Annotated in this window: 21 protein-coding genes and 1 pseudogene; 13 read left to right on the top strand and 9 right to left on the bottom strand. The window is 51.1% G+C overall.

The genetic code is table 11. The annotated features are described in order from the left end of the window. Window positions 1-3: 3 nt before the first annotated feature. Window positions 4-1,437, bottom strand: coding sequence for a YheC/YheD family endospore coat-associated protein (locus M655_RS21075; RefSeq protein WP_005831408.1), 1,434 nt, complete (start codon window positions 1,435-1,437; stop codon window positions 4-6). Between the two features lie 93 nt (window positions 1,438-1,530). Here M655_RS21075 and M655_RS21070 point away from each other — a divergent pair, with 93 nt between their 5' ends. From M655_RS21070 to M655_RS21060, 3 genes are all read left to right on the top strand, one after another. Continuing rightward, the gene (locus M655_RS21070; RefSeq protein ID WP_007782705.1) at window positions 1,531-2,688 is read left to right on the top strand and encodes a DUF445 domain-containing protein; all 1,158 of its coding nucleotides are present in this window, start codon (window positions 1,531-1,533) and stop codon (window positions 2,686-2,688) included. Between the two features lie 212 nt (window positions 2,689-2,900). After that, window positions 2,901-4,211: a DRTGG domain-containing protein gene (locus M655_RS21065; RefSeq protein WP_005831405.1), complete on the top strand. Its 1,311-nt coding sequence runs from the start codon at window positions 2,901-2,903 to the stop codon at window positions 4,209-4,211. Window positions 4,212-4,916: 705 nt separating this feature from the next. Next, window positions 4,917-5,549 carry a DUF2087 domain-containing protein gene (locus M655_RS21060; protein WP_005831403.1) on the top strand — a complete coding sequence of 211 codons (633 nt, stop codon included), beginning with the start codon at window positions 4,917-4,919 and terminating at the stop codon, window positions 5,547-5,549. A gap of 191 nt (window positions 5,550-5,740) precedes the next feature. Here M655_RS21060 and M655_RS21055 read toward each other — a convergent pair whose 3' ends face one another. Continuing rightward, a complete protein-coding gene (locus tag M655_RS21055) occupies window positions 5,741-5,959 on the bottom strand; it encodes a hypothetical protein (protein WP_007782699.1) in 219 nt (72 codons plus the stop codon). 66 nt (window positions 5,960-6,025) lie between these two features. Next, window positions 6,026-6,337 (bottom strand): YtpI family protein, encoded by a 312-nt coding sequence (locus M655_RS21050; RefSeq protein WP_005831401.1) that lies wholly within the window; start codon window positions 6,335-6,337, stop codon window positions 6,026-6,028. A 177-nt stretch (window positions 6,338-6,514) separates the two neighbouring features. On the opposite strand from M655_RS21050, the gene M655_RS21045 reads away from it, so the two are divergent. The 10 genes and pseudogenes from M655_RS21045 to M655_RS21000 all read left to right on the top strand — a co-directional run bounded on the left by M655_RS21045 (window position 6,515) and on the right by M655_RS21000 (window position 19,233). Next, on the top strand, window positions 6,515-9,943 hold the full coding sequence (locus M655_RS21045) for a DNA polymerase III subunit alpha (protein ID WP_026557907.1): 3,429 nt from the start codon (window positions 6,515-6,517) through the stop codon (window positions 9,941-9,943). Window positions 9,944-10,111: 168 nt separating this feature from the next. After that, the gene (gene ystJ / locus M655_RS21040) at window positions 10,112-11,356 is read left to right on the top strand and encodes an NADP-dependent malic enzyme (protein ID WP_005831397.1); all 1,245 of its coding nucleotides are present in this window, start codon (window positions 10,112-10,114) and stop codon (window positions 11,354-11,356) included. A 98-nt stretch (window positions 11,357-11,454) separates the two neighbouring features. Further along, complete coding sequence (locus M655_RS21035) at window positions 11,455-12,126, top strand: FadR/GntR family transcriptional regulator (protein ID WP_005831396.1); 672 nt, start codon at window positions 11,455-11,457, stop codon at window positions 12,124-12,126. 82 nt (window positions 12,127-12,208) lie between these two features. Then, window positions 12,209-12,391 carry a hypothetical protein gene (locus tag M655_RS21030; RefSeq protein ID WP_005831394.1) on the top strand — a complete coding sequence of 61 codons (183 nt, stop codon included), beginning with the start codon at window positions 12,209-12,211 and terminating at the stop codon, window positions 12,389-12,391. A 21-nt stretch (window positions 12,392-12,412) separates the two neighbouring features. Next, window positions 12,413-13,357: an acetyl-CoA carboxylase, carboxyltransferase subunit beta gene (gene accD, locus M655_RS21025; RefSeq protein WP_005831392.1), complete on the top strand. Its 945-nt coding sequence runs from the start codon at window positions 12,413-12,415 to the stop codon at window positions 13,355-13,357. Then, window positions 13,324-14,280 carry an acetyl-CoA carboxylase carboxyl transferase subunit alpha gene (gene accA, locus M655_RS21020; RefSeq protein WP_005831390.1) on the top strand — a complete coding sequence of 319 codons (957 nt, stop codon included), beginning with the start codon at window positions 13,324-13,326 and terminating at the stop codon, window positions 14,278-14,280. The genes accD and accA overlap by 34 nt, the downstream gene beginning before the upstream one ends. 223 nt (window positions 14,281-14,503) lie before the next feature. Further along, window positions 14,504-15,463 (top strand): 6-phosphofructokinase, encoded by a 960-nt coding sequence (pfkA, locus tag M655_RS21015; protein ID WP_005831388.1) that lies wholly within the window; start codon window positions 14,504-14,506, stop codon window positions 15,461-15,463. Window positions 15,464-15,511: 48 nt separating this feature from the next. Beyond that, on the top strand, window positions 15,512-17,266 hold the full coding sequence (pyk, locus tag M655_RS21010) for a pyruvate kinase (protein WP_005831386.1): 1,755 nt from the start codon (window positions 15,512-15,514) through the stop codon (window positions 17,264-17,266). 992 nt (window positions 17,267-18,258) lie between these two features. Beyond that, a pseudogene (locus M655_RS28365) lies at window positions 18,259-18,427 on the top strand (transposase); the annotation flags it as partial. A 353-nt stretch (window positions 18,428-18,780) separates the two neighbouring features. Further along, window positions 18,781-19,233 carry a hypothetical protein gene (locus M655_RS21000; RefSeq protein ID WP_286085883.1) on the top strand — a complete coding sequence of 151 codons (453 nt, stop codon included), beginning with the start codon at window positions 18,781-18,783 and terminating at the stop codon, window positions 19,231-19,233. Window positions 19,234-19,377: 144 nt separating this feature from the next. On the opposite strand, the gene M655_RS20995 is transcribed toward M655_RS21000, so the two are convergent. The 6 genes from M655_RS20995 to M655_RS20970 form a co-directional block, all read right to left on the bottom strand. Then, the gene (locus tag M655_RS20995; RefSeq protein ID WP_129552239.1) at window positions 19,378-19,689 is read right to left on the bottom strand and encodes a transposase; all 312 of its coding nucleotides are present in this window, start codon (window positions 19,687-19,689) and stop codon (window positions 19,378-19,380) included. A 546-nt stretch (window positions 19,690-20,235) separates the two neighbouring features. Next, complete coding sequence (locus M655_RS20990) at window positions 20,236-20,820, bottom strand: hypothetical protein (protein WP_026557906.1); 585 nt, start codon at window positions 20,818-20,820, stop codon at window positions 20,236-20,238. Window positions 20,821-20,837: 17 nt separating this feature from the next. Then, the gene (locus tag M655_RS20985; protein ID WP_238504450.1) at window positions 20,838-21,422 is read right to left on the bottom strand and encodes a matrixin family metalloprotease; all 585 of its coding nucleotides are present in this window, start codon (window positions 21,420-21,422) and stop codon (window positions 20,838-20,840) included. 353 nt (window positions 21,423-21,775) lie between these two features. After that, window positions 21,776-22,234 (bottom strand): transposase, encoded by a 459-nt coding sequence (locus M655_RS20980; protein ID WP_286085882.1) that lies wholly within the window; start codon window positions 22,232-22,234, stop codon window positions 21,776-21,778. Window positions 22,235-22,240: 6 nt separating this feature from the next. Beyond that, window positions 22,241-22,666, bottom strand: a complete 426-nt coding sequence (locus M655_RS20975; RefSeq protein ID WP_286085881.1) for a transposase — start codon at window positions 22,664-22,666, stop codon at window positions 22,241-22,243. 550 nt (window positions 22,667-23,216) lie between these two features. Continuing rightward, window positions 23,217-24,419: a transposase gene (locus M655_RS20970; RefSeq protein ID WP_129552163.1), complete on the bottom strand. Its 1,203-nt coding sequence runs from the start codon at window positions 24,417-24,419 to the stop codon at window positions 23,217-23,219. Between the last annotated feature and the right edge of the window lie 787 nt (window positions 24,420-25,206).

The raw sequence follows: 25,206 nt of genomic DNA, 5'->3' as shown, positions 1-25,206 counted from the left end.
GGGTCACCTTCGCCTGTTTTTCTTGCCTTTGGATTTGCCTGTTGTCGCCCTTGGTTTCGGTTTGGCTGTCCGGGGAAAACCACTGATGTAGGATGAGTATTCCAGCATGCGTACGACGGAAGGACGGGCGCGTCGGGGCGGCTCCTCCACGCCTTCAGGCAAAGGAATGGTATTGGCGGTTTTGGAAGGCTTGCTGTTCACCTCCAAAAGCCACACCTGTCCACGGACATCCACGCCGAGATCGACGCCGAATTCTGCGTAATGGCCGGGCAGTGCTTCTTCAAGCAGGACGGACAGCTTGAGGGCCACTTCTTTTAGCGTGGCTGGAGACGGGCGAACGGAGCTGGCCCATGGTCCACATACACGCAGTGCCTGAAGGGGCGTCATCATCTGGCCGCCTCTGGATATATTGGAAACGATGCGATTCAATCCCAAACGGGCAACCATAGATGTGACGGCCCATTCGCCTGCGCGATTTTTTTGCACCAGCACGCGAAAATCAGTCGGCCGACCGTGCATGCCGATCAACGGTAAACCTTGCTGCAGCAAATAAGGTTTGCCTTTTGTCTGTTTGTGCAAGTACTGGTGCAAGCCGGTTATGCTGGAGAACGTTTTGCCAAACCCGCCTGGGCGGGCGAGCTGATACCCCTCCTGCGTTCGGCGCAGCCGGATAATCCCTCGTCCCATGCTTCCATTTGCCGGTTTTGCATAAACAGTGCGATACGTAGACAGCATCATCCGCAAATCTCCCAGGCTCTGAAAGCGAACCATGGCAGGAAGATGCTCGGCGGCGCTTTCCTGATTTTGCAGAGCGGAGTGCACGTGCCACTTGTTCAAGAAACGCTCGTTGAAGAAGGGGATGTTGGCTTCCTTGCAGCGCTGCAGCCAATTCGCCATCTGCTCGCTGCGCTCCCTTTGGCGGGAGACGAGGCGGTTATAGATACATTGGGGCAGCGGCAGCACTTTTTGGCGCCATACTCCTCCTCTCCGAACAAGGCCGCGCACGATGCCGGCATCCCAATTGACATCCTGAAGTCGGAATGCGCAGATGATTCCTCCACGCTTGCGGCAAATATCGGCTAGCTCGTTGAAAAAAGTTGACAACGGTCCAAACGGGGATTGCGTAAATTGGGCATTGTAAGAGGATACGAGAATCCCTACATACGGCCCGAAAACAAGCGTTTGTTGGTCCGCGTCGTAGCGCAGCAGCAGAGGAACGCCTGTAGGGAGGCGAAGCGACCCAGCCACGGCGGGCCGGATGAGTGTTTGGCCGCTGCGATCTATGCCGCTGATGCGGGCGCGAACCGTTTTGCTTCCGAATTGGACAGTAGCGGTGGGCGAAGAAAGATTCCATTTGCGCATTTGCGCCTGGGGCAGGTAAAGGTCTACTTCCGTCTTTGGCTCGTATCCGACGACGATGGTTGGAACGTAAGACATGGCTATCCCCTTCCCATCAGGCATAAAGTTAGTCTATGGTATGAGTAGCCAAATCGTTTGGTGCCATGCAGAGAAGAAAGGTTGTTAGGATTTATGAACTTATGGATAGTATTAGTGAATATTGGCGTCGGTTCTGTCATTGGCGGCGTCACGAACGAACTGGCCATCCGCATGCTTTTCCGGCCGCTCAAGCCTTGGTATATCGGCAATTGGAAGGTGCCGTTTACCCCGGGACTGATCCCGAGAAGGCGGGATGACATCGCAATACAAATGGGCAGGTTGGTGGAAGAGCATTTGCTCACGACAGAAGGCGTCAGGCGGGCGCTTGCCCAGGGCGGTCTGGAAAACACGCTGGCAAGCTGGATGAACAATCTGGCGATGCACTGGATGGCGGACGAGCGTACGTTGCGTCAGGCTTTGCTTGCCGCTGTTCCCGATTTGTTCACGGAGGATGGAGGCTGGAAGGAAGGCGTGCGCGCTCCTGTGCAGGAGAAGTGGGACGCTTTTGTCCAACATCTGCTCAGTCAATATGAAGAAACAAAGCTGCGCGAGCTGATCCCGCACGCGGGGCAAGAGCGCCTGGACGCCACGTTCGCGACGGTCAGCCAACTGCTGATGGACCGTTTGCGCGGCTATCTGCACTCACCGGAAGGACAGCAAACGTTGCAGAGCATGGTCAAAAGCATGCTCGGTGGCGGCGGAGGGATGTTTGGCGGGCTGGTCGGCATGTTTCTTACCGACGACAAAATCATCGGCAAAATTCTCCCGGCTCTCGACGACCTTTTGCAAAGCCCGGAGCTGGCCGGACGCCTGCAGCAGTTTTTGCGCAAGGAAGCGGACAAGCTGCTGGACAAAAATGTCGGCGAGCTGGTGGAGTGGCTTGGTCGCGAGCAGATCGACGACTGGTCGCGGGCGCTTTTCGCCAAAATCGAGGAACAGAGCCTGCGGCTGGTCGATGAGCCGCTGTCGCGCCTGACCGCGCCCATTCAGGAGACAGTCCAGACGAACCTCGTCCCGCGGCTGGCAAAATGGATGGTAGAGTCGCTGCAGCAAAACGTGGAACGCATTTTTTCGCGGCTGGCGATTCGCGATATTGTGACAAGGCAGGTAGAGGGCTTCCCGATTGAAAGAATCGAAGAGATGGTCGTCGGCATCTCGGGAAAAGAGTTTCGCATGATTACGGTGCTCGGCTTTATTCTCGGCGGGATCATCGGGCTGGTCCAGGGGCTTTTGGCAAGCTGGTTAGGGTAGGAAAACTGAAAAGAAACTGTAACCGCCTTGTAATAATCCTGTAATATTCCTTGGGTAAGATAAAAGCACGATGAAAACCCCCTTAATGATATACTTTCTGATCGGTAGCTTGAAAAAGCTACCCTTTTTTTTTGCCGCGCCTTCGGGTATATTGTTCGAAGGAGCGCGCGTACATTGGAACGGGTGGGAGACCAGGAAGGGGGAGTAGCAATATGGCAACGAAGCATGAACAAATCTTGCAGCATATTGATCGCCTTCCGATCGGTTCGAAGATTTCCGTGCGGCAGATCGCCAAAGACCTGGATGTGAGTGAGGGTACGGCCTACCGCGCTATCAAGGAAGCGGAAACACAAGGATACGTAAGCACCATTGAACGTGTCGGCACAGTGAGAATCGAGAAGAAGCAAAAGGAAAACATAGAGCGATTGACTTTTGCCGAGGTGGTCAACATCGTCGACGGCCATGTACTGGGCGGACGGGAAGGGCTGCATAAGACATTGAACAAATTCGTGATCGGCGCGATGCAGTTGGAAGCGATGATGCGCTACATCGACGCGGGCAGTTTGCTGATTGTCGGGAACCGCTATCAGGCGCACAAGATCGCTTTGCAGCAAGGCGCAGCCGTACTGATAACAGGCGGCTTCGATACGAGCGAGGAAATCAAGCAACTGGCGGATCGGCTGGCTCTGCCGATCATTTCGTCCAGCTATGATTCGTTTACGGTCGCGTCGATGATTAACCGGGCGATTTACGACCGTTTGATTAAAAAGGAAATCGTGATGGTGGAGGACGTGCTGAAGCCGCTTGCGGAGACGCCGGTACTGCTGCCGAGCGATACGGTCGCCAAATGGCATCAGTATACGGAGTTGTATCAGGATACGCGCTTTCCGGTTGTCGACGAGCAGATGCGTCTGATCGGGATCGTGACTTCGAAGGATATTATCGGCCACGAAGAGACGGCGACGATCGACAAGGTGATGACGAAAAATCCGATCACGACTTCGCCGCGCGTGTCTGTGGCGTCTTCGGCGCACATGATGGTGTGGGAAGGGATCGAGCTGTTGCCGGTCGTGGACAATTATCGCAAGCTGGTGGGCGTGCTGAGCCGCAACGATGTGTTGAAAGCGCTCCAGTTCACGGCGAAGCAGCCACAGATGAGCGAAACGTTTCCGAACCTGATTATGTCTCATTTCCGCGAGGAGCGTCAGGCTGACGAGCTGGTCTATCTGGGCGACGTCACTCCGCAGATGACGAATCATCTGGGGACGATTGCGAGCGGAATCATGACCACGGTGATGGTGGAAGCGGCTTGTAATCTCTTGCGTCAGCATCGCCGGGGCGACATGGTGCCGGAAAACATCACGGTGTACTTTTTGAAGCCGGTACAGATGGAGAGCCACATCCAGGTGCAGCCGCGGCTTTTGGATATCAGTCGGCGCTTCGGGAAGGTGGAGGTTTCGGTCTACCACGGCGAGCAGCTCGTCGGGCAGGCGATGATTACGGCGCAGATTATTGATCGGTGAGGTGTGTAGTGTTTTTGGGCAGTCTCTTTTTAGAGGGGCTGTCCTTTTTTGATGTTTTTTAAGCGGGGCTGTTGCGGAGAGAAGAATATTTCCGGACTAAGCTCCGGTCTTCACCCACTGAACACAAGCTATCGCTCGCGTTCAGCGGGGCCCGGTCTACGTCCTGCAGGGAAGCGGGGACTGTCCGCTCCGCAGGGATTCGCGGGGAAACGCAAAAGTGGTAGCCGCTTCGTAGTCTAGTCAGGGTTGCGTTTCTGTTGCCCGCGAATCCCAGACTTCATCTGAAACAGAGCCTCTAACGTGATTAGCAATCTCGTAAGGATACGTTACAAGTAAAAATTAGACTTTCCAGCAGATACATTTAGTTTTAGATACTACTTTACATTTTCCATCAGCCATACGGCCAGGTAGAGAGCTTTTGGCCGTTAAAAGCCCTGTCCCAGCCAACAGCTTCTTTTTTCCCCGACCATTGCTGCCGAACTGAACCGACGCTTTTCCCCTTAAAAAAGCTCCGCCCAATCAAACAGCCCCTGGGAGGAAAACGAAGAAAAAGCGAAGCTCTTTGAAACCCCAACCGATCCTGAGGATAACCCAAAGAAACCACCACACATTGACAAAAACCACCAAGTTACACTATCATCTAATTAGAATTTCATCTAATCTCATGCACAACACACGCCGCCCCAAAAAGAAAGGAGCATCCCTGTGCAACTGGATAAACTCGTCACCTTTTACAAAGCCTTGGGCGATCCGACGCGGGTGCGTATCCTCGCGATTTTGGCAAACGGCCCCTTGCACGGGCAGGCGCTGGCTGGGAAGCTCGGCGTGACGCCGCCGACGATTACGCACCATATGGCGAAGCTGCGGGAGGCGGGGATCGTCTACGAGCGGCGAGATAAAAATACGATCTACTTTTACTTGCACGAAGCCAACATGAAGCGGCAGACCCAAGCTATATTGAACGTGCTCGAACGGGCGAAGGACTTTAGCGAAGAAGGGCTGTTTGCGCAAGCGGAGGAAAACCACGATCAGAGGAGGGCCCAGATGGCAGCGGAACACATGCACGTAATCAAAAGCTTCCTGACTCCAGACGGCAAGCTGAAGCAAATCCCGTCCCAGCGCAAGAAAAAGCTGATCGTGTTCGAACACATGGTCCGGGGGCTGGAGCACGGCCGGAAATACAAGGAGCAGGAGATCAACGACTACATCCGCCAGTTCCACGAAGATTACGCGACGATTCGCCGGGAATTTGTCATGAACCACTACATGTATCGGGAAGACGGCATCTACGAGCTGAACCCCGAGGAAATGTGGGCCAAAGCAGAGGATTTGCGTTAACTGGAAACAATCGCCATGCAAAAAGGGCATAAAAAAGGACAACCGTCGGCACTTCGCTCAGGTTGTCTGAAACAATAGAATGTCACACAAACTGATTATAGCGAGAACAGATTGTGCTTAGCCATGGCAAACCATTGGCAATTCAGGAAAACTATTTCCAGCAGGCTAAAAGAGAAGCATCGCAATAACCGCTACGCCTCTCTTTTAGCCTGTTTTTTCTTTTCCCGCAAAAGAAAAAACTCCCGGGCAAAAGCCCCGAGCGCCATCGACAACGCGACGACGACTACGAGATGCAGGGCGCGGACAAACGTGTGTGGCGTGAGCAGCAGCACGACGATGCTGGAAATAAGCATCAGCCCGAGCAATGTAGAGCAGATGGCGAGCTGCTTGCCCGTTGTCCATTTCTTCACAAATCCACCTCCTGTCAAAGAAAAAAGCATGCCGAACAATCTGTTTGTTCCCATGCTTTTTAGCTCTCAGATGCCTTTTTTCAATTCTGCCCGCCAGGCGCTGCGATAGTGCAAAAAGTTGCGGGTTCCCAAATACAGGTTCATCACGCCGACGAGCAGCATGACGATCGCGACCACGATGCGGATCGTATCGAGCGTATCAAACGTAAACTGGTTGAGGCCGAACAAAGAGACGAGAATGCCAAGTGCAATATTCATTTTGCCAAGCGTCATCCGGGACTCCAGCGGATGGATGCCGCGTCTGCGCGCGTGGATGCTGAAATAGACGCTGGCTACGAGCGAAGCGAGAACGCCGGTCAAATAAAAGGCCGACCACATAGATGGCTTCATCCTTTCGAACAAATCTGGTATTATCCTACCAAATCAAAGCAAGAAAGGTCAAATTCAAACAGGAACATTCGTTCTTATTCCCCCACATTCCTCTTACTTTCGGTATAATGATAGAGAAAGCTACGAAAACGAATCGACTCGTAAAACAGGAGAGGAAGGAAGCAGATGACCTCCTTTGTCCATTTGCACGTTCATACAGAGTACAGCTTGCTAGACGGAGCGGCGAGGATCGAGGCGCTGGTAGCGCGTGCACAGGAGTTGGGCATGAGCGCGCTGGCGATTACCGACCACGCCAACCTGTACGGGGCTGTCCCTTTTTATAAAGCTTGCCAGGCAGCGCAGATCAAGCCGATCATCGGGATGGAGCTGTACGTGATCGAAGGAAACTTGCAGGATCGCGTGCGCAATGCGCCTGCCCCGCACCATTTGGTCGTACTGGCGGAAAACGAAACGGGCTACCGCAACCTGCTCAAGCTGGCGACAGTCGCCAATACGGAAGGAAACTACATCATCCCGCGCGTGAACAAGGAAGCGCTCGTCCGGCATGCCGAAGGGCTGATTGCGCTCAGCGGCTGCCAGCACGGCGAAGTCGCGCAGCTTTTGCTCGCAGGCGAAGCGCAGGCGGCGCTGGAAGCGGCCTTGTGGCATCGGCGCGTGTTCGGCGAAGCGAATTACTTTTTGGAGCTGGCGGACCACGGCCTGGAGAGCGAGCGCAGGCTCAATGCTCGCCTGGTCAAGCTGAGCCAGGAGACGGGCATTCCGCTGGTCGCCACGAACAACGTGCACTACGTCATGCAAAACGAGCATCGCCAGCACGACATCCTGCTCGCGATCAAGGAAGGCAAAACGATCGATGAGGAAAACCGTTTTCGCTACGAAACCGACCAATACTATTTGAAAAGCGGCGAGGAGATGGCAGCGGCCTTTTCCTACGCGCCCGAGGCGCTGGCGAATACGGCCATGATCGCAGACAGATGCAGCGTAGAGCTGTCGTTTGGCGCGCACATTTTGCCGGAATTTCCCTTGCCTGCGGGACAAGATTCGGCACAATATTTGCGTTCGCTCTGCGAGCAAGGCTGCCGGGAACGCTACGGGGAAATGACGCCGCAAATCCGGGAGCGGCTCGATCACGAACTGTCGATCATTACCGGAACGGGCTTTACCGACTACTTCCTGATCGTGTGGGACTTCATGCGCTACGCCCACCAGCACGGCATTCCGACCGGGCCGGGCCGGGGCTCTGCCGCGGGCAGCCTTGTCGCCTATGCGCTGAAAATTACAAACGTCGATCCGCTCCGCTTCAACCTGCTCTTTGAACGTTTTCTCAATCCCGAGCGGGTGACGATGCCGGATATTGATATCGACTTTTCCGTGGAGCGGCGCGACGAAGTGATCCACTACGTGGCGAAAAAGTACGGTCACGACCGCGTCGCCCAGATCATTACGTTCGGGACGATGGCGGCTCGCGCTGCGGTGCGCGACGTCGGCCGGGCGCTCGGGCTGTCGCTTGGGCTTATCGACCGCGTGGCCAAAATGATTCCGCAATCGCCGGGGATGACGATTGACCGCGCGATAGAGCTCAACCCGGATATCGGCAAGCTGTGTGCCGAAAACAAGCAGGCCGCCTTGCTGATCGCGACAGCAAAAGGCGTGGAAGGGCTGCCGCGCCACGCTTCCACCCATGCGGCGGGCGTCGTCATTTCGCGCGAGCCGCTGACCAGCTACGTGCCGCTGCAAACAGGCAACGAAGGGCTGGCGCTCACCCAGTATCCGATGGAGATTTTGGAGGAAGTGGGCCTGTTGAAAATGGATTTTCTCGGGCTGCGCAACCTGACGATCATTCAGGAGACACTCCGCCACCTCGCCGAGCAAGGGATTGAGCTTGACCTGGAAAAAATTCCGACAGACGATCCGAAAACGTTCCGCATGCTGTCGCGCGGCGAGACGACAGGCGTGTTTCAGTTGGAGTCGGGCGGGATGCGCCATGTGCTTCGCGACCTGAAGCCGACCAGCTTGGGTGACATCATCGCTGTACTCGCCCTGTACCGTCCGGGACCGATGGAGATTATTCCCCAGTACATTGCCGCCAAGCACGGCCAGAGCAAAGTCCAGTACGCCCATCCGATTCTCGAGCCGATTTTGCGCGAAACGCACGGCTTTATGATCTACCAGGAGCAGATCATGCAGATTTCGTCTACGCTCGCTGGCTTCAGCTTGGGCGAGGCCGATATTTTGCGCCGGGCAGTCGGCAAGAAAAAACGCGAGCTGCTGGCCGAGCAGCGGGAAAAATTCGTGGAAGGCTGCGTCCGCCATGGCTACGGGGAAGAGTTGGGCAACCAGGTGTACGACCTGATTGTGCGCTTCGCCGATTACGGCTTCAACAAGGCCCACTCCGTCGCCTACGCGATCATCGCCTACCAGATGGCGTACTTGAAAGCGACCTATCCGCTCGCTTTCATGGCGGCGCTTTTGTCGCTGTCCATCGGCTCGCAGACGAGGATCGCCGAGTACACGGAAGAGGCGCGCCGTCTCGGCCTGCGCGTGCTTGGCCCGGATGTCAACAAGAGCGCCGCGTACTTTACGGTAGAAGACGATGCCATCCGCTTCGGGCTTGCTGCCGTAAAAAACGTCGGCTACGGCGCGATTGAGTCCATCGTGAAGGAGCGCGCTGGCCGGCCGTATCGGGACGTGTTCGATTTTTGCGCCAGAGTGGATGCGCGGCTCGTGAACAGGCGGGTGGTCGAGTCGTTGACACTGTGCGGCGCGCTCGATTCGCTGCCTGGTCACCGCAGCCAACTGCTGCTGTTGCTCGATGAAGCGGTAGGCAAGGCAAACGCCAAACGTGTGGAGCGGGACGCAAACCAGCTCAACCTGTTTGCCGGAGAGGAGCAGTCTGCCCCGCCACGGGACCCTGCGGAATACCCGGAGGTGCCGCCGCTTTCGCGCACGCAGCAGTTGAAAGAAGAAAGAGAGCTGATCGGCGTCTACCTCTCCGGCCATCCGCTCGACCAGTATGCCCATGTGGCTGCCCGCCCGGAAGTGACCGCCATCTCCGCTCTCAGTGAAGTCGCTCGCGACAAGACGGTCAAGGTGTTCGGAATGATTACGGAAGAAAAGCGCATCCAGACGAAAAAAGGCGACCCGATGGCGTTCCTTACGCTGGAAGACAAGACGATGCCCGTCGAGCTGGTCGTTTTTCCGCAAGTGTTTGCCAAGTACGGGCAGCTTCTGGGCAAGGAGCGCATCGTCGTGGCCGAAGCGCGGGTAGACCATCAGGATGATACGGTGAAGCTGCTCGCTTCGCGCTTCTGGGATGCCGAGGCGCTGCCTGCGCCGACGACGGAAACGGTTCTGTTTGTCAAAATATCGGCCCAGCAGGAGCACGATTCGACACTGCAACGTCTGCAACGGCTGTTTGTCGAAAAAAAAGGAACGATTCCTGTGATTTTGTTTTACGAAGGAAAAAGACAGACAATTCGCCTTCCCGACGATATTCGGGTAGAGGTGGACGAGTCATTTTTGGAGCAAGCGCGAGAAATTGTGGGACGTGACAGCGTAATTCCGAAAGAATTGCCCATAAATTGGGGAGGATGAGGAATGTCCTCCCTTTTTCGCCGTTTTCGGCAGGTTTACAGGATAATAGTTTTTGCTATATAGTGAACTCATAACTCAATAAGTGGTCAGACCACTTAGGGCTTTCAAGCATTAAAGAGGCTGTTCAAGCAATCATAGAAAGATTATCGCGAAATGGAGTGGTAAAAGATGTCTAATCTGAGAGAGGAAGCGCTGGAACTTCATCGAAAAAATAAAGGGAAGCTGGAGGCTGTGACAAAGGTTCCTGTTCGCAATGCGTACGACCTGAGTCTGGCTTATTCTCCTGGCGTAGCTGAACCTTGCAAAGACATTTTCGACGACAAGTCCAAAGTTTACGAATACACCATGAAAGGCAACCTCGTTGCTGTCGTGAGCGACGGTACAGCCGTTCTCGGCCTCGGCAACATCGGTCCGGAAGCAGCGATGCCCGTGATGGAAGGAAAAGCGGTACTGTTCAAATCCTTCGCAGGCGTGGATGCTTTCCCGATCTGCCTCAACACAACCGACGTGGACAAAATCGTCGAGACGGTGAAGCTGCTTGAGCCGACCTTTGGCGGCGTGAACCTCGAAGATATCGCAGCTCCTGCGTGCTTCGAAGTGGAAGAGCGCCTGAAGCGCGAGACGAACATCCCGATCTTCCACGACGACCAGCACGGTACGGCGATCGTGACGGCAGCCGGTCTCATTAACGCCCTGCGCGTAGTGGACAAAAAGCTGGAGGACATCCGCGTAGTGGCGAACGGTGCGGGCGCCGCTGGTATCGCGATCATGAAACTTTTGATTTCCATGGGCGTAAAAGAAGTCATCATGGTCGATACAAAAGGAATCGTGTACGAAGGCCGCGACTACGGAATGAACCCGGTAAAAGAAGAAATGGCGAAAATCACGAACCGCAGCAAGCTGCAAGGCGATCTGGCAGAAGCGATGAAAGGGGCAGACGTATTTATCGGCGTATCCGTAGCAGGTGCTGTCACTCCTGAAATGGTGCGCTCCATGAACCGCGATCCGATCATCTTCGCCATGGCGAACCCGACTCCGGAAATCATGCCGAACGAGGCAAAAGCAGCGGGCGCAGCGGTTGTCGGTACAGGCCGTTCCGACTTCCCGAACCAGGTGAACAACGTCCTCGCTTTCCCGGGCATTTTCCGCGGGGCGCTGGATACGCGCGCGACCGAGATCAACGAAGAGATGAAGCTGGCAGCCGTCTATGCCATTGCCGACCTGATCTCGCCAGAAGAGCTCTCTGCTGAAAAAGTAATTCCAGCTCCATTCGATCCGCGTGTTGCTCCAAACGTTGCAGCAGCCGTAGCCAAAGCGGCGATGGAAAGCGGCGTAGCCCGCATCACCGTCGATCCGGAAGCAGTAAAAGAGAAAACAGCCAGTCTGGCAGCCATTTCCTACCAGCAAGTGTAAGGGAAGTGCAGTCAAACACCCTCCACGAGCACCTGTATCGGACGTGAATATGTGGAGGGTGCTTCACTTCACCAGTAGTAGCAATAAGGAGGGTCATTGTGCTCGACTCCACTCAAGATCGAAAGGTTTACGAAGGCATTCTCCTGCAACTTCACGAAATCATTCAGGAGCAAAACTTAAGGCCTGGCGACAAGCTTCCGTCGGAGCGAGAGTTGTCTGAGCAGTTGGGAGCAGGGCGATCCTCTGTACGCGAAGCTCTCCGTGCCCTGGAACTGCTCGGGCTCATCGAGACTCGCCGCGGAGAAGGCACCTTCCTCAAGCATTATCGGCACAACCGTCTGATCGATATTCTTGGCTTTTTTATCCTACGGGATACGAAAACCAAGAAGGACTTGATCGAAATGCGCAAAATGCTGGAGATCGACGCTGTTCGTCTCGCCTGTAGGCGGGCGACCGCGAAGCATTTTGAAGAAATGGAACGGATTCTCGCCATTGCGCACGAACGGGTAGAGAGAGGCGAGGTTCCTACGGAAGAAGACTATCAGTTTCATCGCGTGATTTGCCGATCCAGCCGCAATTCCATTTTGCACCGCATCTGGACGCCGTTGGTAGAGTATAGCAACAGCGTGCGGACGGAATCGCTGTCGCGGGAAGGCAGGGCGCGCATGGCGCTGGAAGAGCATCGCGAGATCATGGAGGCAATCCGCGCAGGCGATGTCAATGTCGCGGTTGAGAGAATGAGGCACCATCTGGAGAACAGCAAGCTCTAGATTTTTCTCCTATTTGCGAGGGGCGCTGGCGCTGTGATATGATGATGCAGACCTGTATTGGACGATGAAGGAGGAAGCCAGCATGTGGACGGTCATCTACATCGCTCCTAGCGCTAAAATAGCTGAACGGATACAGCAACGTTTGACAGATGAAGGGTTTTTGGTCAAGGTTCGCGAGGCGAAGGTCTCGAAGCAATACGAGATTCTCGTGCCCGAGGGCGAACTGAATGAAGTCCGGGATGTACTCGGCTCGATCCTTCACTGATGAGAAAGGTGGGGTGTACCTGTGCTAAAAGATCTTTTCGGGAAAAAGCGCAAATTTGCCACTGTCCCTTCTGAGACACTGGCACGTGTCCCTGCTTCCACCGACGCTAGCAAGGAAGCGGGTACGAAGGAGAAGGAAGTCCCTGAGGGATTGATGAATAAATGCCCACATTGTGGGACGATCCACTACTCGAAGGATTTGGAAAAAAATTTGCGCGTATGCAAGGGCTGCCAGTACCATTACTCCATGTCCGCGCCGGAGCGGTTGCAATCCATTTTGGATGATGGGGTTCTGACAGAGGAGTTTGACGCGAATTTGATTACCGCCAATCCGCTCGGGTTTCCAGGCTATCTGGAAAAGCTGGAGCAGGACATGGCCAACACCAAACTGAACGAAGCGATCATCACCGGCGAGGGGCTGCTCGGTGGCAACCGCATCGTGATTGGCGTCATGGATTCCCGCTTCCGCATGGCCAGCATGGGCTCGGTTGTCGGGGAAAAAATTACGCGTGCGATTGAGCAAGCGATCGAACGGCGACTGCCTTTCATCCTGTTCTCCGCATCCGGCGGGGCGCGCATGCAGGAAGGCGTTCTCAGCCTGATGCAGATGGCGAAAACAAGCGCGGCTTTGTCCAGACTTGACCGCGAGCGCTTGCTGTTTATTTCGGTCATGACGAATCCTACATACGGCGGCGTGTCGGCGAGCTTTTCTTCGCTCGGTGACTACAACATCGCGGAACCGGGCGCCATGATCGGCTTTGCGGGACGTCGCGTCATCGAGCAAACCATTCGCCAGGAGCTGCCAAAAGACTTCCAGACAGCAGAATTTTTGCTGAAAAACGGTCAGCTCGACATGGTCGTGCACCGTAAAGACATGCGCCAAACGCTGTCCAATCTGGTAGAGATGCACACGTCACGGGAAGGAGTGGAAATATGGCAGGCGAACTCCCCTTTGAAAAGCCATTAGTAGAGTTGCAAGACAAAATCAAGGAATTGCGTCGCTTTACCGAAGAAAAAGGCATTGATTTTTCCGACGAAGTAAAGCGTCTGGAACAAAAGGCAAAAGAGCTTGCCGAACAAATTTACGGCAACCTGACGCCGTGGCAGCGCGTCCAACTGGCCCGTCACCCGGAAAGACCAACGACTTTGGACTACATTCAACTTCTTTTTACTGATTTTCTGGAAGTACATGGGGACAGGCTGTACGGGGACGACCATTCGATCGTGGGCGGGATTGCCAAGTTTGACGGGCGCCCGGTGACGGTTATCGGCCATCAAAAAGGCAAAGACACGAAAGACAACATCAAGCGCAACTTCGGGATGGCTCATCCGGAAGGCTACCGCAAAGCTTTGCGCATCATGCAGCAGGCCGACAAATTCGGACGGCCGATCATCTGCTTTATCAATACATCAGGAGCTTATCCAGGCAAAGCGGCAGAGGAACGCGGCCAAAGCGAAGCGATTGCCCGCAACTTGCGGGAGATGGCTACCTTTCGCGTGCCGATTATTTGCATTGTCATCGGCGAAGGCGGTAGTGGCGGCGCGCTGGCGATCAGCGTAGGCAACCGCATCTATATGCTGGAGAACTCCTATTACTCCGTGATTGCGCCGGAGAGTGCGGCTGCGATTCTATGGAGAGATTCCAGCCTGGGCATGCGCGCAGCGGAGACGATGAAAATTACCGCTCCCGATCTGCTCGCTCTCGGCGTGATTGACGGCATCATCGACGAGCCGTTTGGAGGAGCGCACCGCGATCTGATTGCACAGGCGACCTCGGTCAAGGCGGTCATCTCCGAGCAACTGGAACAGTTGGGCCGTTTAAGCCCGGATGAACTGGTACAGGACAGATACGAGAAGTTCAAACGAATCGGCGAGTACGCCTCCCTGTAAGCTGCAGGGGGCGTTTTTTGTCTTTTTTCTGCACGGAAAATCTGCTACAATCGAGTTCGAATAAGCGAGTTATCAGAGCTTTCAAAAAGTATGACACATTTCTGTTGTGTGTATAACAGATATACGAAACGGAGTAATACAGCATGTTTCATACACGTTATGGTACATACTGTTTCTGTTTCATGACATGCTAAAGACGATATGGATTGGAGAGGTGGATTCCATGCAAAAGCTTGCGGTTCTGACCAGCGGCGGAGATTCGCCAGGCATGAATGCGGCGGTACGTGCGGCCGTTCGCCGTGCCGCTTACCACGGAGTGCAAATGTACGGGGTATATCACGGATACGAAGGTCTGATGAAAGGCGATATCCAGGAAATGACACTGGGCTCCGTTGGGGACATTATCCAGCGAGGAGGAACCATCCTCTATTCTGCCCGGAGCGAGGCTTTCAAGACTGACGCCGGACAGCAAAAAGCGGTCGAGCAGTTGCGCAAATTCGGGATCGAAGGGCTGATCGTCATTGGCGGGGACGGCTCTTTCCGCGGAGCGCAAAAGCTGACGGAAAAAGGCTTCCCGACGATTGGCGTTCCGGGCACGATCGACAACGACATCCCGTGCACCGACTTTACGATCGGGTTCGATACCGCGCTCAATACGATTGTAGAAGCGATCGATAAAATTCGCGATACGGCAACCTCCCATGAGCGCACCTACATCATTGAGGTAATGGGACGCGACGCAGGCGACCTGGCTTTGTGGGCAGGGCTTGCCGCAGGGGCCGAGTCGATTATCATTCCGGAAGAATCCCAGGACATGAATGATATTATCGAGCGTCTGCACGCCGGACAGCGCCGCGGCAAAAAGCATTCCATCATCATCGTGGCAGAAGGCGTGGGCAGCGCGGCTTCTTACGCCGAAGCGATCACCAAGGAAACAGGCTGGGAGACGCGCGTGACCGTGCTCGGACACATTCAGCGCGGAGGCTCGCCGACCGCGATGGACCGGATGCTGGCTAGCCGGATGGGTGCAGCCGCAGTCGACTTGCTGTTGGAAGGCAAAAAAGATCGGATGGTCGGCATTCAAAACAACCAGATCGTCGACGTTGATTTCAACGAAGCATTGTCACAGAAGCATCAATTGGATTTATCCGTATATCAACTGGCGCGAACACTGTCTATCTAGTCAAGCAAGCGCTTGAGAGCAGCAGTGTATAGAGGAGGCATAATTCCTATGTTAAGGAAAGCAAAAATCGTGTGTACAATCGGACCGGCGAGCGAGTCTGTCGAGACGCTGAAAAAGCTGATACACGCGGGAATGAACGTAGCTCGTCTGAATTTCTCCCACGGAAGCCACGAAGAGCACGCGGCGCGCATCGCAAACATTCGCCGCGCATCCGAGGAGACTGGCAAGCCGGTGGCGATCCTGCTGGATACGAAAGGGCCGGAAATCCGCACGGGCACGCTTGCCGTTGAGGCAGTCGAGCTGGAGGAAGGAAAAACACTGATCCTGACGACAGAGGAAATCGCTGGCACAGCCGAGCGCGTCTCCATTACGTACTCGGAGTTGCCGCAAGACGTCAAACCGGGCGATACGATTTTGATCGACGACGGCTTGATCGGGCTGACGGTTCAGGAGGTCCGGGGGAACGAGATCGTCTGCCTCATCAAAAACGGCGGTACGCTGAAAAGCAAAAAAGGCGTCAACGTACCGGGCGTCAAAATCAACCTGCCCGGGATTACGGAAAAGGATGCGCAGGACATCGAGTTCGGCATCCAGCAGCAGGTTGATTTCATCGCGGCTTCTTTCGTCCGCAAAGCCTCCGACATTTTGGAAATCCGCCAGATTTTGGAGCGCCACAACGTGCGCATCGACATCATCGCCAAAATCGAAAACCAGGAAGGCGTCGACAACGTCGATGAAATTCTCGTCGTAACAGACGGCCTGATGGTGGCGCGCGGCGACCTGGGTGTGGAAATTCCAGCCGAGGAAGTGCCGCTCGTCCAGAAAAAGCTGATTAAAAAATGTAACGAGCTGGCCAAGCCTGTCATTACGGCTACGCAAATGCTCGATTCGATGCAGCGCAATCCGCGTCCGACCCGCGCCGAGGCAAGCGACGTCGCCAACGCGATTTTTGACGGCACGGATGCGATCATGCTGTCCGGCGAGACGGCTGCGGGCAAATACCCGGTGGAATCTGTGGAAACGATGGACCGCATTGCCGTAAGAGCGGAGCAAGAGCTGAACTACCGCGAGATTTTGTACGCACAAGCCCAGCTTAAGCAAGTGACGATTACCGATGCGATCAGCCAGGCTGTCTCCAATGCAGCGCTGGATTTGGACGCGGCAGCGATCATTACCGCAACCGAGAGCGGACACACGGCGCGCATGGTGTCCAAATTCCGTCCTAAGGCGCCAATCGTCGCAGTCACTCCGCATGCGGCTGTCATTCGCCGTCTGGCGCTCGTAAACGGCGTCTATCCGGTGAAAGGCGAGCTGGCGAATACAACCGATGAAATGCTGGAGATGTCGGTGCAGGAAGCGCTCGACGCCGGCTTTGTGCGCCATGGCGATCTCGTGGTGATTACCGCGGGCGTGCCTGTGCGCGAAGTAGGGACAACCAACCTGATGAAAATCCACGTAATTGGCGATGTGGTGGCAAAAGGACAAGGCATCGGCCGCAAAGTCGTGACAAGCCGGGTCGTGATTGCCCGTTCCGCAGAGGAAGCGCTGCAAAAAGTCGAGGAAGGCGTCATTCTGGTGACGATCGGAACGGATTCCGACATGATCGAAGCCTTCAGCAAGGCTGGCGCCGTCATTTGCGAAGAGGGCGGGCTGACGTCTCACGCTGCCATCGTAGGCTTGAACCTGGGCGTGCCTGTGATCGTAGGCGTGCCGTTTGCTACAGACTTGTTGAAGGAAGGACAGGTCGTGACAGTCGACTCGGAGCGTGGGCATATTTATTCGGGTCATGCGCGCGTTTTGTAGGTAAAATAGTCTTGTTTTATATGGCTTTTCAGCCGAACCCCGTGATGAAAATCAACGGGGTTTTCTTTGTGTGCCACGCATGGCGACTAACTAAGCGGTGAAAGTCCGCTTGTGGGGGCTGGTAGTGGACAACCCCTAGCCAAGAGCAAGGGTGTTCATCGTGAGGTGGAATCTTAAGGAAGCTGGAGGCAAAATCCCGGCCCGAGGACAAACGAACATCATCAGGTAGAGGGGATGGGACGACCTTGCTGAACAAAGCAAAGCTACACGGACATCCCAGTGTAAATGATGCGGGGAGATGGGAGGAAAGGGAGTCGTCAGGAGCGAAGGGCAGCCAACTTCCAGCGGAAGGCTCACCGCAGAAGAACAGGGCGGAACACGAAGGAGATGGACGAATGAACTTCTACCCTCTCTCAAAGAAAGCGGGGAAACCATCAAGGAGCAAATCCGGGCAGGTAAATACCGCCCCAATCCCGTTCGTAGGGTAGAAATCCCAAAAGAGAACAGCGGCAGCCGGTTAATTAGGCGCTAGTTGCCGAAAACAGCGAGAAACGCCCGAAAATGAGGATTCGGGCGTTCCCCCCACTGGTTGGTAGTTTTGGTTTCGAGCTTCATCGGACGTTTTTCGATGTTTGTATAATTGCAAAGATATAGGCAGCTATTAAAACAAGAAGACTAAGCCACCAGAGTTGGTCTGTAATTGTATAAAGGAAAAATGCTAAAACGGCTCCATTCATGTCTCTTAATACGCTTACTTTTTTGAGCCTTTTGCAAAATTAGGTTTTCGTTTAAAAAATGAAGTTTAATGGTACGTAAAGTGGGAAATGCCACTTTTATAAGGTAAAGCCTAAAAGCAAGATGGGCATTCGGACAGAATTTTGCGATGCTGCTTTTTTCAAAAGAGTGCTTAGGCCGTTTTTTTGGATGGCTTGGCTTTCTTTCCTGCCAGAGCAGACACCAATAATACGATAGCATTCAAATACACAGAATAATTGAGCGACATCTACCGTTGGCGTTGGCAAATAGAACTGTTTTTCAAATGGATGAAACAACACGCAAAGATTAAGACGTTCTATGGAACAAGTGAAAATGCGGTCTGGAATCAAGTTTTTCTCGCTCTCATTGCTTACTGCTTGTTGCTTCTTGTAAAGCTGGAAAGAAACAGTCAGCACAGTCTGCTGCAAATCAGTAGATGGCTCAAAGTGTTTCTCTGGCAGACCTTTGAACAATGGATAGGCAGAATGGATTACCAATCCAAACGAACATCCAGAGGGCGACAGAAAAGGAAGTAAGTGTTGTTTGTTGTTGTCGATGTTGTAATAAATGTATAAAACTACCAAATGGATAGTGGCTACCTTGTGCTTTGCTGTTCTCGTTTTTGGTTGTGAAGTTGAAAATGTCATTCAGAATAATTTGACAATAGATGGATTCATTTTTTATGCAACGCTAATGATTCCGAAGGCAAAAAAATAAATGAAGAGAATATTGACCAAGGAGCATTAAATAGTCTTACTATGCATAAGGATATTTATTATATTTCTTCTAGATATAAAGGCGATTACTACATTCTCCCTAAAAACAGTCGATTAACAAAAAAAAGAATTGAATCAGGAAAAGGAGTTACAAATACATTCTATAACAATGATAAAATTACATTTATCACTAACTGGGGACAAAAAAACGAGAAGGGAACTATTTCTTATACGAGTGGAATATATTTACTTAACGATAAGAGTGAACCTGTCGAATTTGTTCTAAATAATGGTTTTTTCACAAGCGGAACCTTTTTTAACAATCATATATATGTATTGACATTTGACCCAACAGTAAAAGAGGAGCAAATATTAAAAGTAAATTTGAATGGTGAAATAGTAAAAAAGTTTGTGCTTGGCAGGTCTCCCCGATTTGAATTCAGATCAATTACTACAAGTAACGATTTTGTATATGAGCCTTTTGCAGATTTCTGAGCCCTTTCGTATCAAGCACTTGAAAAGCATAAAAAAGGACTTCACCCCAAGAAGGAGAAGTTTTCGTGTGTGGTTGCTTGAAAACTTCTCCTTCTTGGGGTGAAGTCCTTTTTTATGCTTTTCAAGTGCTTGATACGAAAGGGCTCAGAAATCTGCAAAAGGCTCAAGATCACGAAGGATCGCGATTTCCAAGTCCTTTTCTCCCAGTAATTTCTTCAGTTTATCATTCTCCGTTTCCAGTTCCCGAAACTCTCCTGGACTTGGTGTATAGCTTGTTACAGCTTTAGCTTCGGAAGACGTATTCTGCCAATCTGCGTGTTTGGAGTCACGTATCCATCGATACAGCATTTTAGGGTCTATCCCATGCCGTCTGGCTACTTGGCTAGCGTTTCCTACTTCGTGGGCTTCCTGGATCAGTTGTTGTTTGAACTCGATTGAATAGCGTCTCCGTTGCATAAAAATATCCCCCTCTGTTCTTCTGATATCAGCTTAACAAGATAAGGGGGTATGACTCAAATCCAATTTCGGGGCTTAAAAGAAATGATGACGTGTGTTCAAACTGTCAGGTGGGTAACTTTATGATGAGCAAAGTGGTCAACATTTTGGTGAGCGTTCACAGTCATTTTCTTTCCGGCGAACCTGGGTCAATTAGGGCTTGCTGAACAATGCATAAACGCGAGGAATCGTGAAATAATCAAAGAAAACTGCGGAAAATCTGGATTTATAATTTGACCAAGTGCAAGGTTTTTGCAGGAATTCTTTGAATGCCATTCAGACTCTGACTTTGCTGTTTTGGAACCAAATCTGCATATTATTCATGATTTCTTGTATATTTCTCATTCGTTCAGCAAGCCCCAATTATATCCCGGCGGTGCATAAGTGGATTTTCACAGAAAAAACCCCCTCTGTTTGCTGGCACCAGCTAAACAAGTAAGGGGGTTCGCGACGATGGATGTCCTTCCGTGTACATAAAAATCTTGACAGACAGACTCTCTTTTGGGGCTATTCCATTTTGTACTTAATGGAAACTTCTTCATTCAACTTGTCAAACTGAGGAAAGTTATAATGTTTAAATTCGTCCTTGTACGCGTAATTCAGACTTTTACTTGCTTCATCGAGAGGAAACTTGCCCTGGATCACGCCCAAGGGGGCCAGGTTGTTAAAATAGGTGTTTTTCTTCAGGAATAAAACATACTTCTTTTCATTTTGCATCAGGCGATAACCTTCAATCGTCCGCTGCTGTTTTCCGATGACACCGTCTTTTATGATGATACTAGGCTCCCAGACCTCGACTTCATCGCCGACAGCGAGCTTTTCATCCAAATTATTTTTAAATATTTTTTGAACCTTCACCATTCTTTTTGTGGAATAATCATCAATTTCGCCATTTTCATGATACCTGATATAGTTTTCAGTCTTATTCGTTGCTTCTCCAATAATAATCAGGTCGGCATCTTTCTCCAAATCCTTTACGCTCTCATACACAGTAACGGAAGCGTGAGAGTTTCTCACTTCTACCTGATTGTCCAGGTAAACGTATCCAGCTACAAGCGAAGTTGTTAAAGCCATTACAATTTTTCCAAGCATGTTTGTTTCCCTCCAAGTTATTTCCATCTATTTTTCAAGTGGGTTTTGTCTGCCTTTTGAGGCTCATTAAAAGAAAGTTCTCCTGGTTTCATGACTGATACATCATCCATGTTATGCGCCAAACTTAAAGAATGACCAAATTCATGCACAGCCACTTTCTTTTTAAAGCTGGAGGAACGATTTTTTATTTGCTGCAGATTAAGTCTAATGTTCCCTAAACTCCAATCCTCGAAATTGTTGCCATCAAAATTTAAATTTCCTTTTGAATCAGTATAATAAGGCTCCCATTGTCCGTCCCAAAACTGAGAGTAGTAAGAAACATAAACTCTGACCTGTGAATCATTTTTTTTTGAAACTTGAGAAAGTGAAACACTGGTTGATATATTATTCCAGGACGAGGCTCCAAAATTTATGATAGAAGTATAGCCAGCATCGGAAACGGAGGAATCCAACCAATATTTCAAATCACTGACCTTGTCCCCAGTATTAAATCCACCTCTCCACACATGGCAACTGGAATCGTTGCAACGATCATCATGGGCAGCAGCACTTGTAGATAAAAAAGAGATACTTGCCAGAAGTGATAATGATAGCAGTTTCATTTTTTTCACTGATTTTCTACCTCCAAAACTAAGCTTACCAATTTGAAATCCTAAATTCTCCAATAATCATTGTAATGGGGGCTCTGTTAGCTGGACCACGCATCACATCGCTTGGCTTGGGGCAACAAAACGCCTAGATGTGCGGAAAAGCTTTAGCAAACCAAACAACATATTGAACGTATTAAGTAAGAATCTCACCTTCTTTTGATTGTGTACAATTTATTATCAAAACTAAGCTTTTTTTCTTTAAATGTCAATTATTTGAAACAAAGTGATTAAAAATAAAAATATTTGAAATATTAGCTCTCCACCATAAAACGTGCTTGATCTCCCTCTATCGCAGTTTTTCGTAGTTATGTAGCCGGTTTACACTCCAGTCTAATGCGAATCTTGAATCTCTCTAGATTGCGGTAGCCGTAGGCTCTTCGTTTGATTACCTTCACTTTGTTGTGTGTCCCTTCAATCTTGGCATTCGTTACCCGAAAGGAAAAATAATTCTGAATGGGCTCTTGCCACTGTTCAATCGTTTTGGCAATGGAACGAACCGCAGGAGTCGGAGAATAGAGATGGTCGACAATCCATTTCTGAAGCGCTTCCTCCCCTGCCTCTTGGGTTTCAACGGCATACACGGTTCTTATGTCTTGAAGCGCAAAGTAGAGTCGTTTTAGTTGTGGATCTTCTGCTAACCAAATCTTCAGTTCCTGAAGCTCTTCGGGCTTCAACTTGTCAGGGATCGTATGGAGCAGGCGTTGCTCATGTCTGCCCCGACGATGTGTTCCACGAGCATGAGTGCGTTTTCGGGTAGCTTCCAACGCTTTCTAGAAAAGCTGGATCACGTGAAATTTATCTGCTACCACAAGGGTATGCTTCCAGACTTGGCATACTGTTTCAGCCATTCCTGGAGCCAAATCCGTGACAACTACATGGGGAGCCTTACGAAAGGGCCATTGCTGCAGGGCGTTTCGTACCTGTTCACGTGAACGTCCTTCTGTGACTTGCCAGATATGACCGGTTTGAGCATCCATGAGGTTCACGCCATACTTATGTCCTTTTTGCAGAGCAAACTCATCCAGACAGACCCCTTCAGGAGCTCCATGTTCTTTTGGTTGAGCAAGGCGTTGGGGGGCCAGTTGGTAGTACCAGCGTTCGAGTGTCGAGTAGGCCACACTCAATTGCTTGGCAACCGAGAGCAAATCCCGACTGCGGCACATATCCACCGCCATCTCTTGAAAAGCAGAGGTCACGGATCCTCGAGGCGGGATACCGTTCCATTCCACTGTCCATGTAAGCATACAACTAGCACAGCGCTGGCGATACACGGGAACGGATACCCAGACGGTCCCCCAAGAAGGAACGAAACGATGACGAAGAATACGCCGTCCAGGACGTGCATGGTTGGTACTGGCTCCGAGGCAGATCGGACAAAGATGACAGGCAGAATGCGGTTCCAGAACAGCGATCCAATCCGTTTCCTTTGTTTTTTCCCAATGTGTGAGATGGAATGATGGAAGTCTGATAAAGTCTGTGCTAAAATCAAGGCACAACGCAGATTTCCTCCTTTTCAGTGGTTGTCTCGACAACTCCCACGATAAAGGAACATCTGCGTTTTTTCAATGTCTAGCACGGGTTATGGTGATGAATCTATATTGAGCCTTTTGCAAAATTAGGTTTTCGTTTAAAAAATGAAGTTTAATGGTACGTAAAGTGGGAAATGCCACTTTTATAAGGTAAAGCCTAAAAGCAAGATGGGCATTCGGACAGAATTTTGCGATGCTGCTTTTTTCAAAAGAGTGCTTAGGCCGTTTTTTTGGATGGCTTGGCTTTCTTTCCTGCCAGAGCAGACACCAATAATACGATAGCATTCAAATACACATACGTTTTCACTTTTTGAATGCCACCGACATGTAGATCATTCGCTGTCAGGTTTTCCTTTAAACGGGCATTGCATCGCTCTACACTCGTCCGTTTGTGATACATCTTCTTCCAATTCTTTGTGTCCCGATGTGGCAAAGAAAATCTGCGGAGATCATCGTGGACGTTCACTTTTACGACCATTCCGTAGTTGGAGGAAGAGCACCAAGCTGAGCCGTGTGGGCACTCTACTTTTCCCATCACATGCGGGCAACGAAATTTGAGATGGGTTCCGTCAGCACCTGCGTACACCATTTCAAATCCCATGCTGCATCGAGGCGTTCCGTTTGACGTATAACCAGCAGGTGGCTCTTTCTCGTTTCGGAGGTTTAGAGGAATGATAGCCTGTGCCTTGTATTGATGAGCGATTTCGTAGTTCTTGAGATGATCGTATCCACCATCCATCACGTAATTCTTACACACTTCCTTGGCTTGGTTGTTCACTTGTGCCAGGAGAGGAGGAGCCATGTCTCCATCGTTGACGTGAGCAGGAGTGACTTCTAAAGCAACAGGCAATTCGCTGTCCGCGTCTACTGCCAGATGAATTTTGTAACCGAACCACGTGATTTTATTGCCAAAGGAGTCGAACTTGGCTCCCCAGGTGGCGTTTCCTGTTCCTTGGCAGCGAGATTTCGGTTGCTTTTTTTCATACGCATCAATCGCCGTGCTGTCGATGGCAATGGTCGTTCCTGTAATGATTCCCTCTTCACGGCATTGCATGACGAGGTCGTAAAACAGCTTCTCGGCAACGCTTTTCTGGACAATTTGAGCAAATACGCGACTAAACGTTGCAATGGATGGAACGGGTCGATCAATGGGAAACCCACACTGGTAACGAAAGCGTAAATCACTTGTGAGTCTCAGATGAAGAGCAGTAAATTGCGAAATTCCTTCGAAAGGAGCCGCCAACAAAGACCGTAAAATCGCTTCGCGGCTGTGTCCCGTTGCCCCTTGGGGCGTAATGCTTCTCAATTCTTTGGCGTACGGGCGTAAGTCCAGAACCGAAAAAAATAAGGGCAGACGTTCTTTCGATTCAAGTTTTTGCAGTTCCTCAAAGGAAAAAAGTGATGGCTGGAGAATATACAAGTGACTTCACCTTCCTCGAAAAGTTTTCGTGTGTGGTTGCTTGAAAACCTCTCCTTCTTGGGGTGAAGTCCTTTTTTATGCTTTTCAAGTGCTTGATACGAAAGGGCTCAGAAATCTGCAAAAGGCTCATATTATAAATATGATGGTATCAATTACCGAATCATAGTAAAATTGGGACAAGTACATAGGCACGGCTTTCAAGGGGGGGCGGCTCATCCTCACGTCTAACAGCGAGGGGGTGAGAGCATGACAGTATTCGAGGCGCTAATGGGGAATGTAACTTTTTTTGTGTAAATGGGTTTTTAACGGGTGGACAGTTAGATATGACGTGGGCATATGTGTTTTATATTGAGCCACAGTAAACCATACATTCTTTTTCAAAAGTTTCCCCTGCTAAACAAAGGGGAAACTTTTGAAATTTTTTGTACCAAGGAGGCTAATATATGCAACAGTTGGCAAATATCATTTTGATCTTTTCTTCTGTTATCACGCTTATATTTGCTGGGAGGGCGATCATTCAATATAAGGGTGCAGATGATAATCGGAAAAAAAATTAATAAATACTTTTCTGATTTCCCTTGTGATTACAGGGATTTTGATAGCGTTAGTAACAATGTTTATTATTGGATCAGCTTAGCTCTGAAAATCAGCTTTTGACATGATCGGGCAGCAGTAAAACACAATGGTAACTCAACGCAAATGATCCAGCAGAAAGGTCTTTGCACAAATACTTTTTTGGGGTGGCATAGCGTCACCCTTTTTTGTGTTGTCCCAACTGTCTGCCAAG

Source organism: Brevibacillus sp. NSP2.1 (assembly GCF_000470975.2).
GTDB classification, from domain to species: domain Bacteria; phylum Bacillota; class Bacilli; order Brevibacillales; family Brevibacillaceae; genus Brevibacillus; species Brevibacillus agri.
This window is presented reverse-complemented; position numbering and strand designations above follow the sequence as displayed.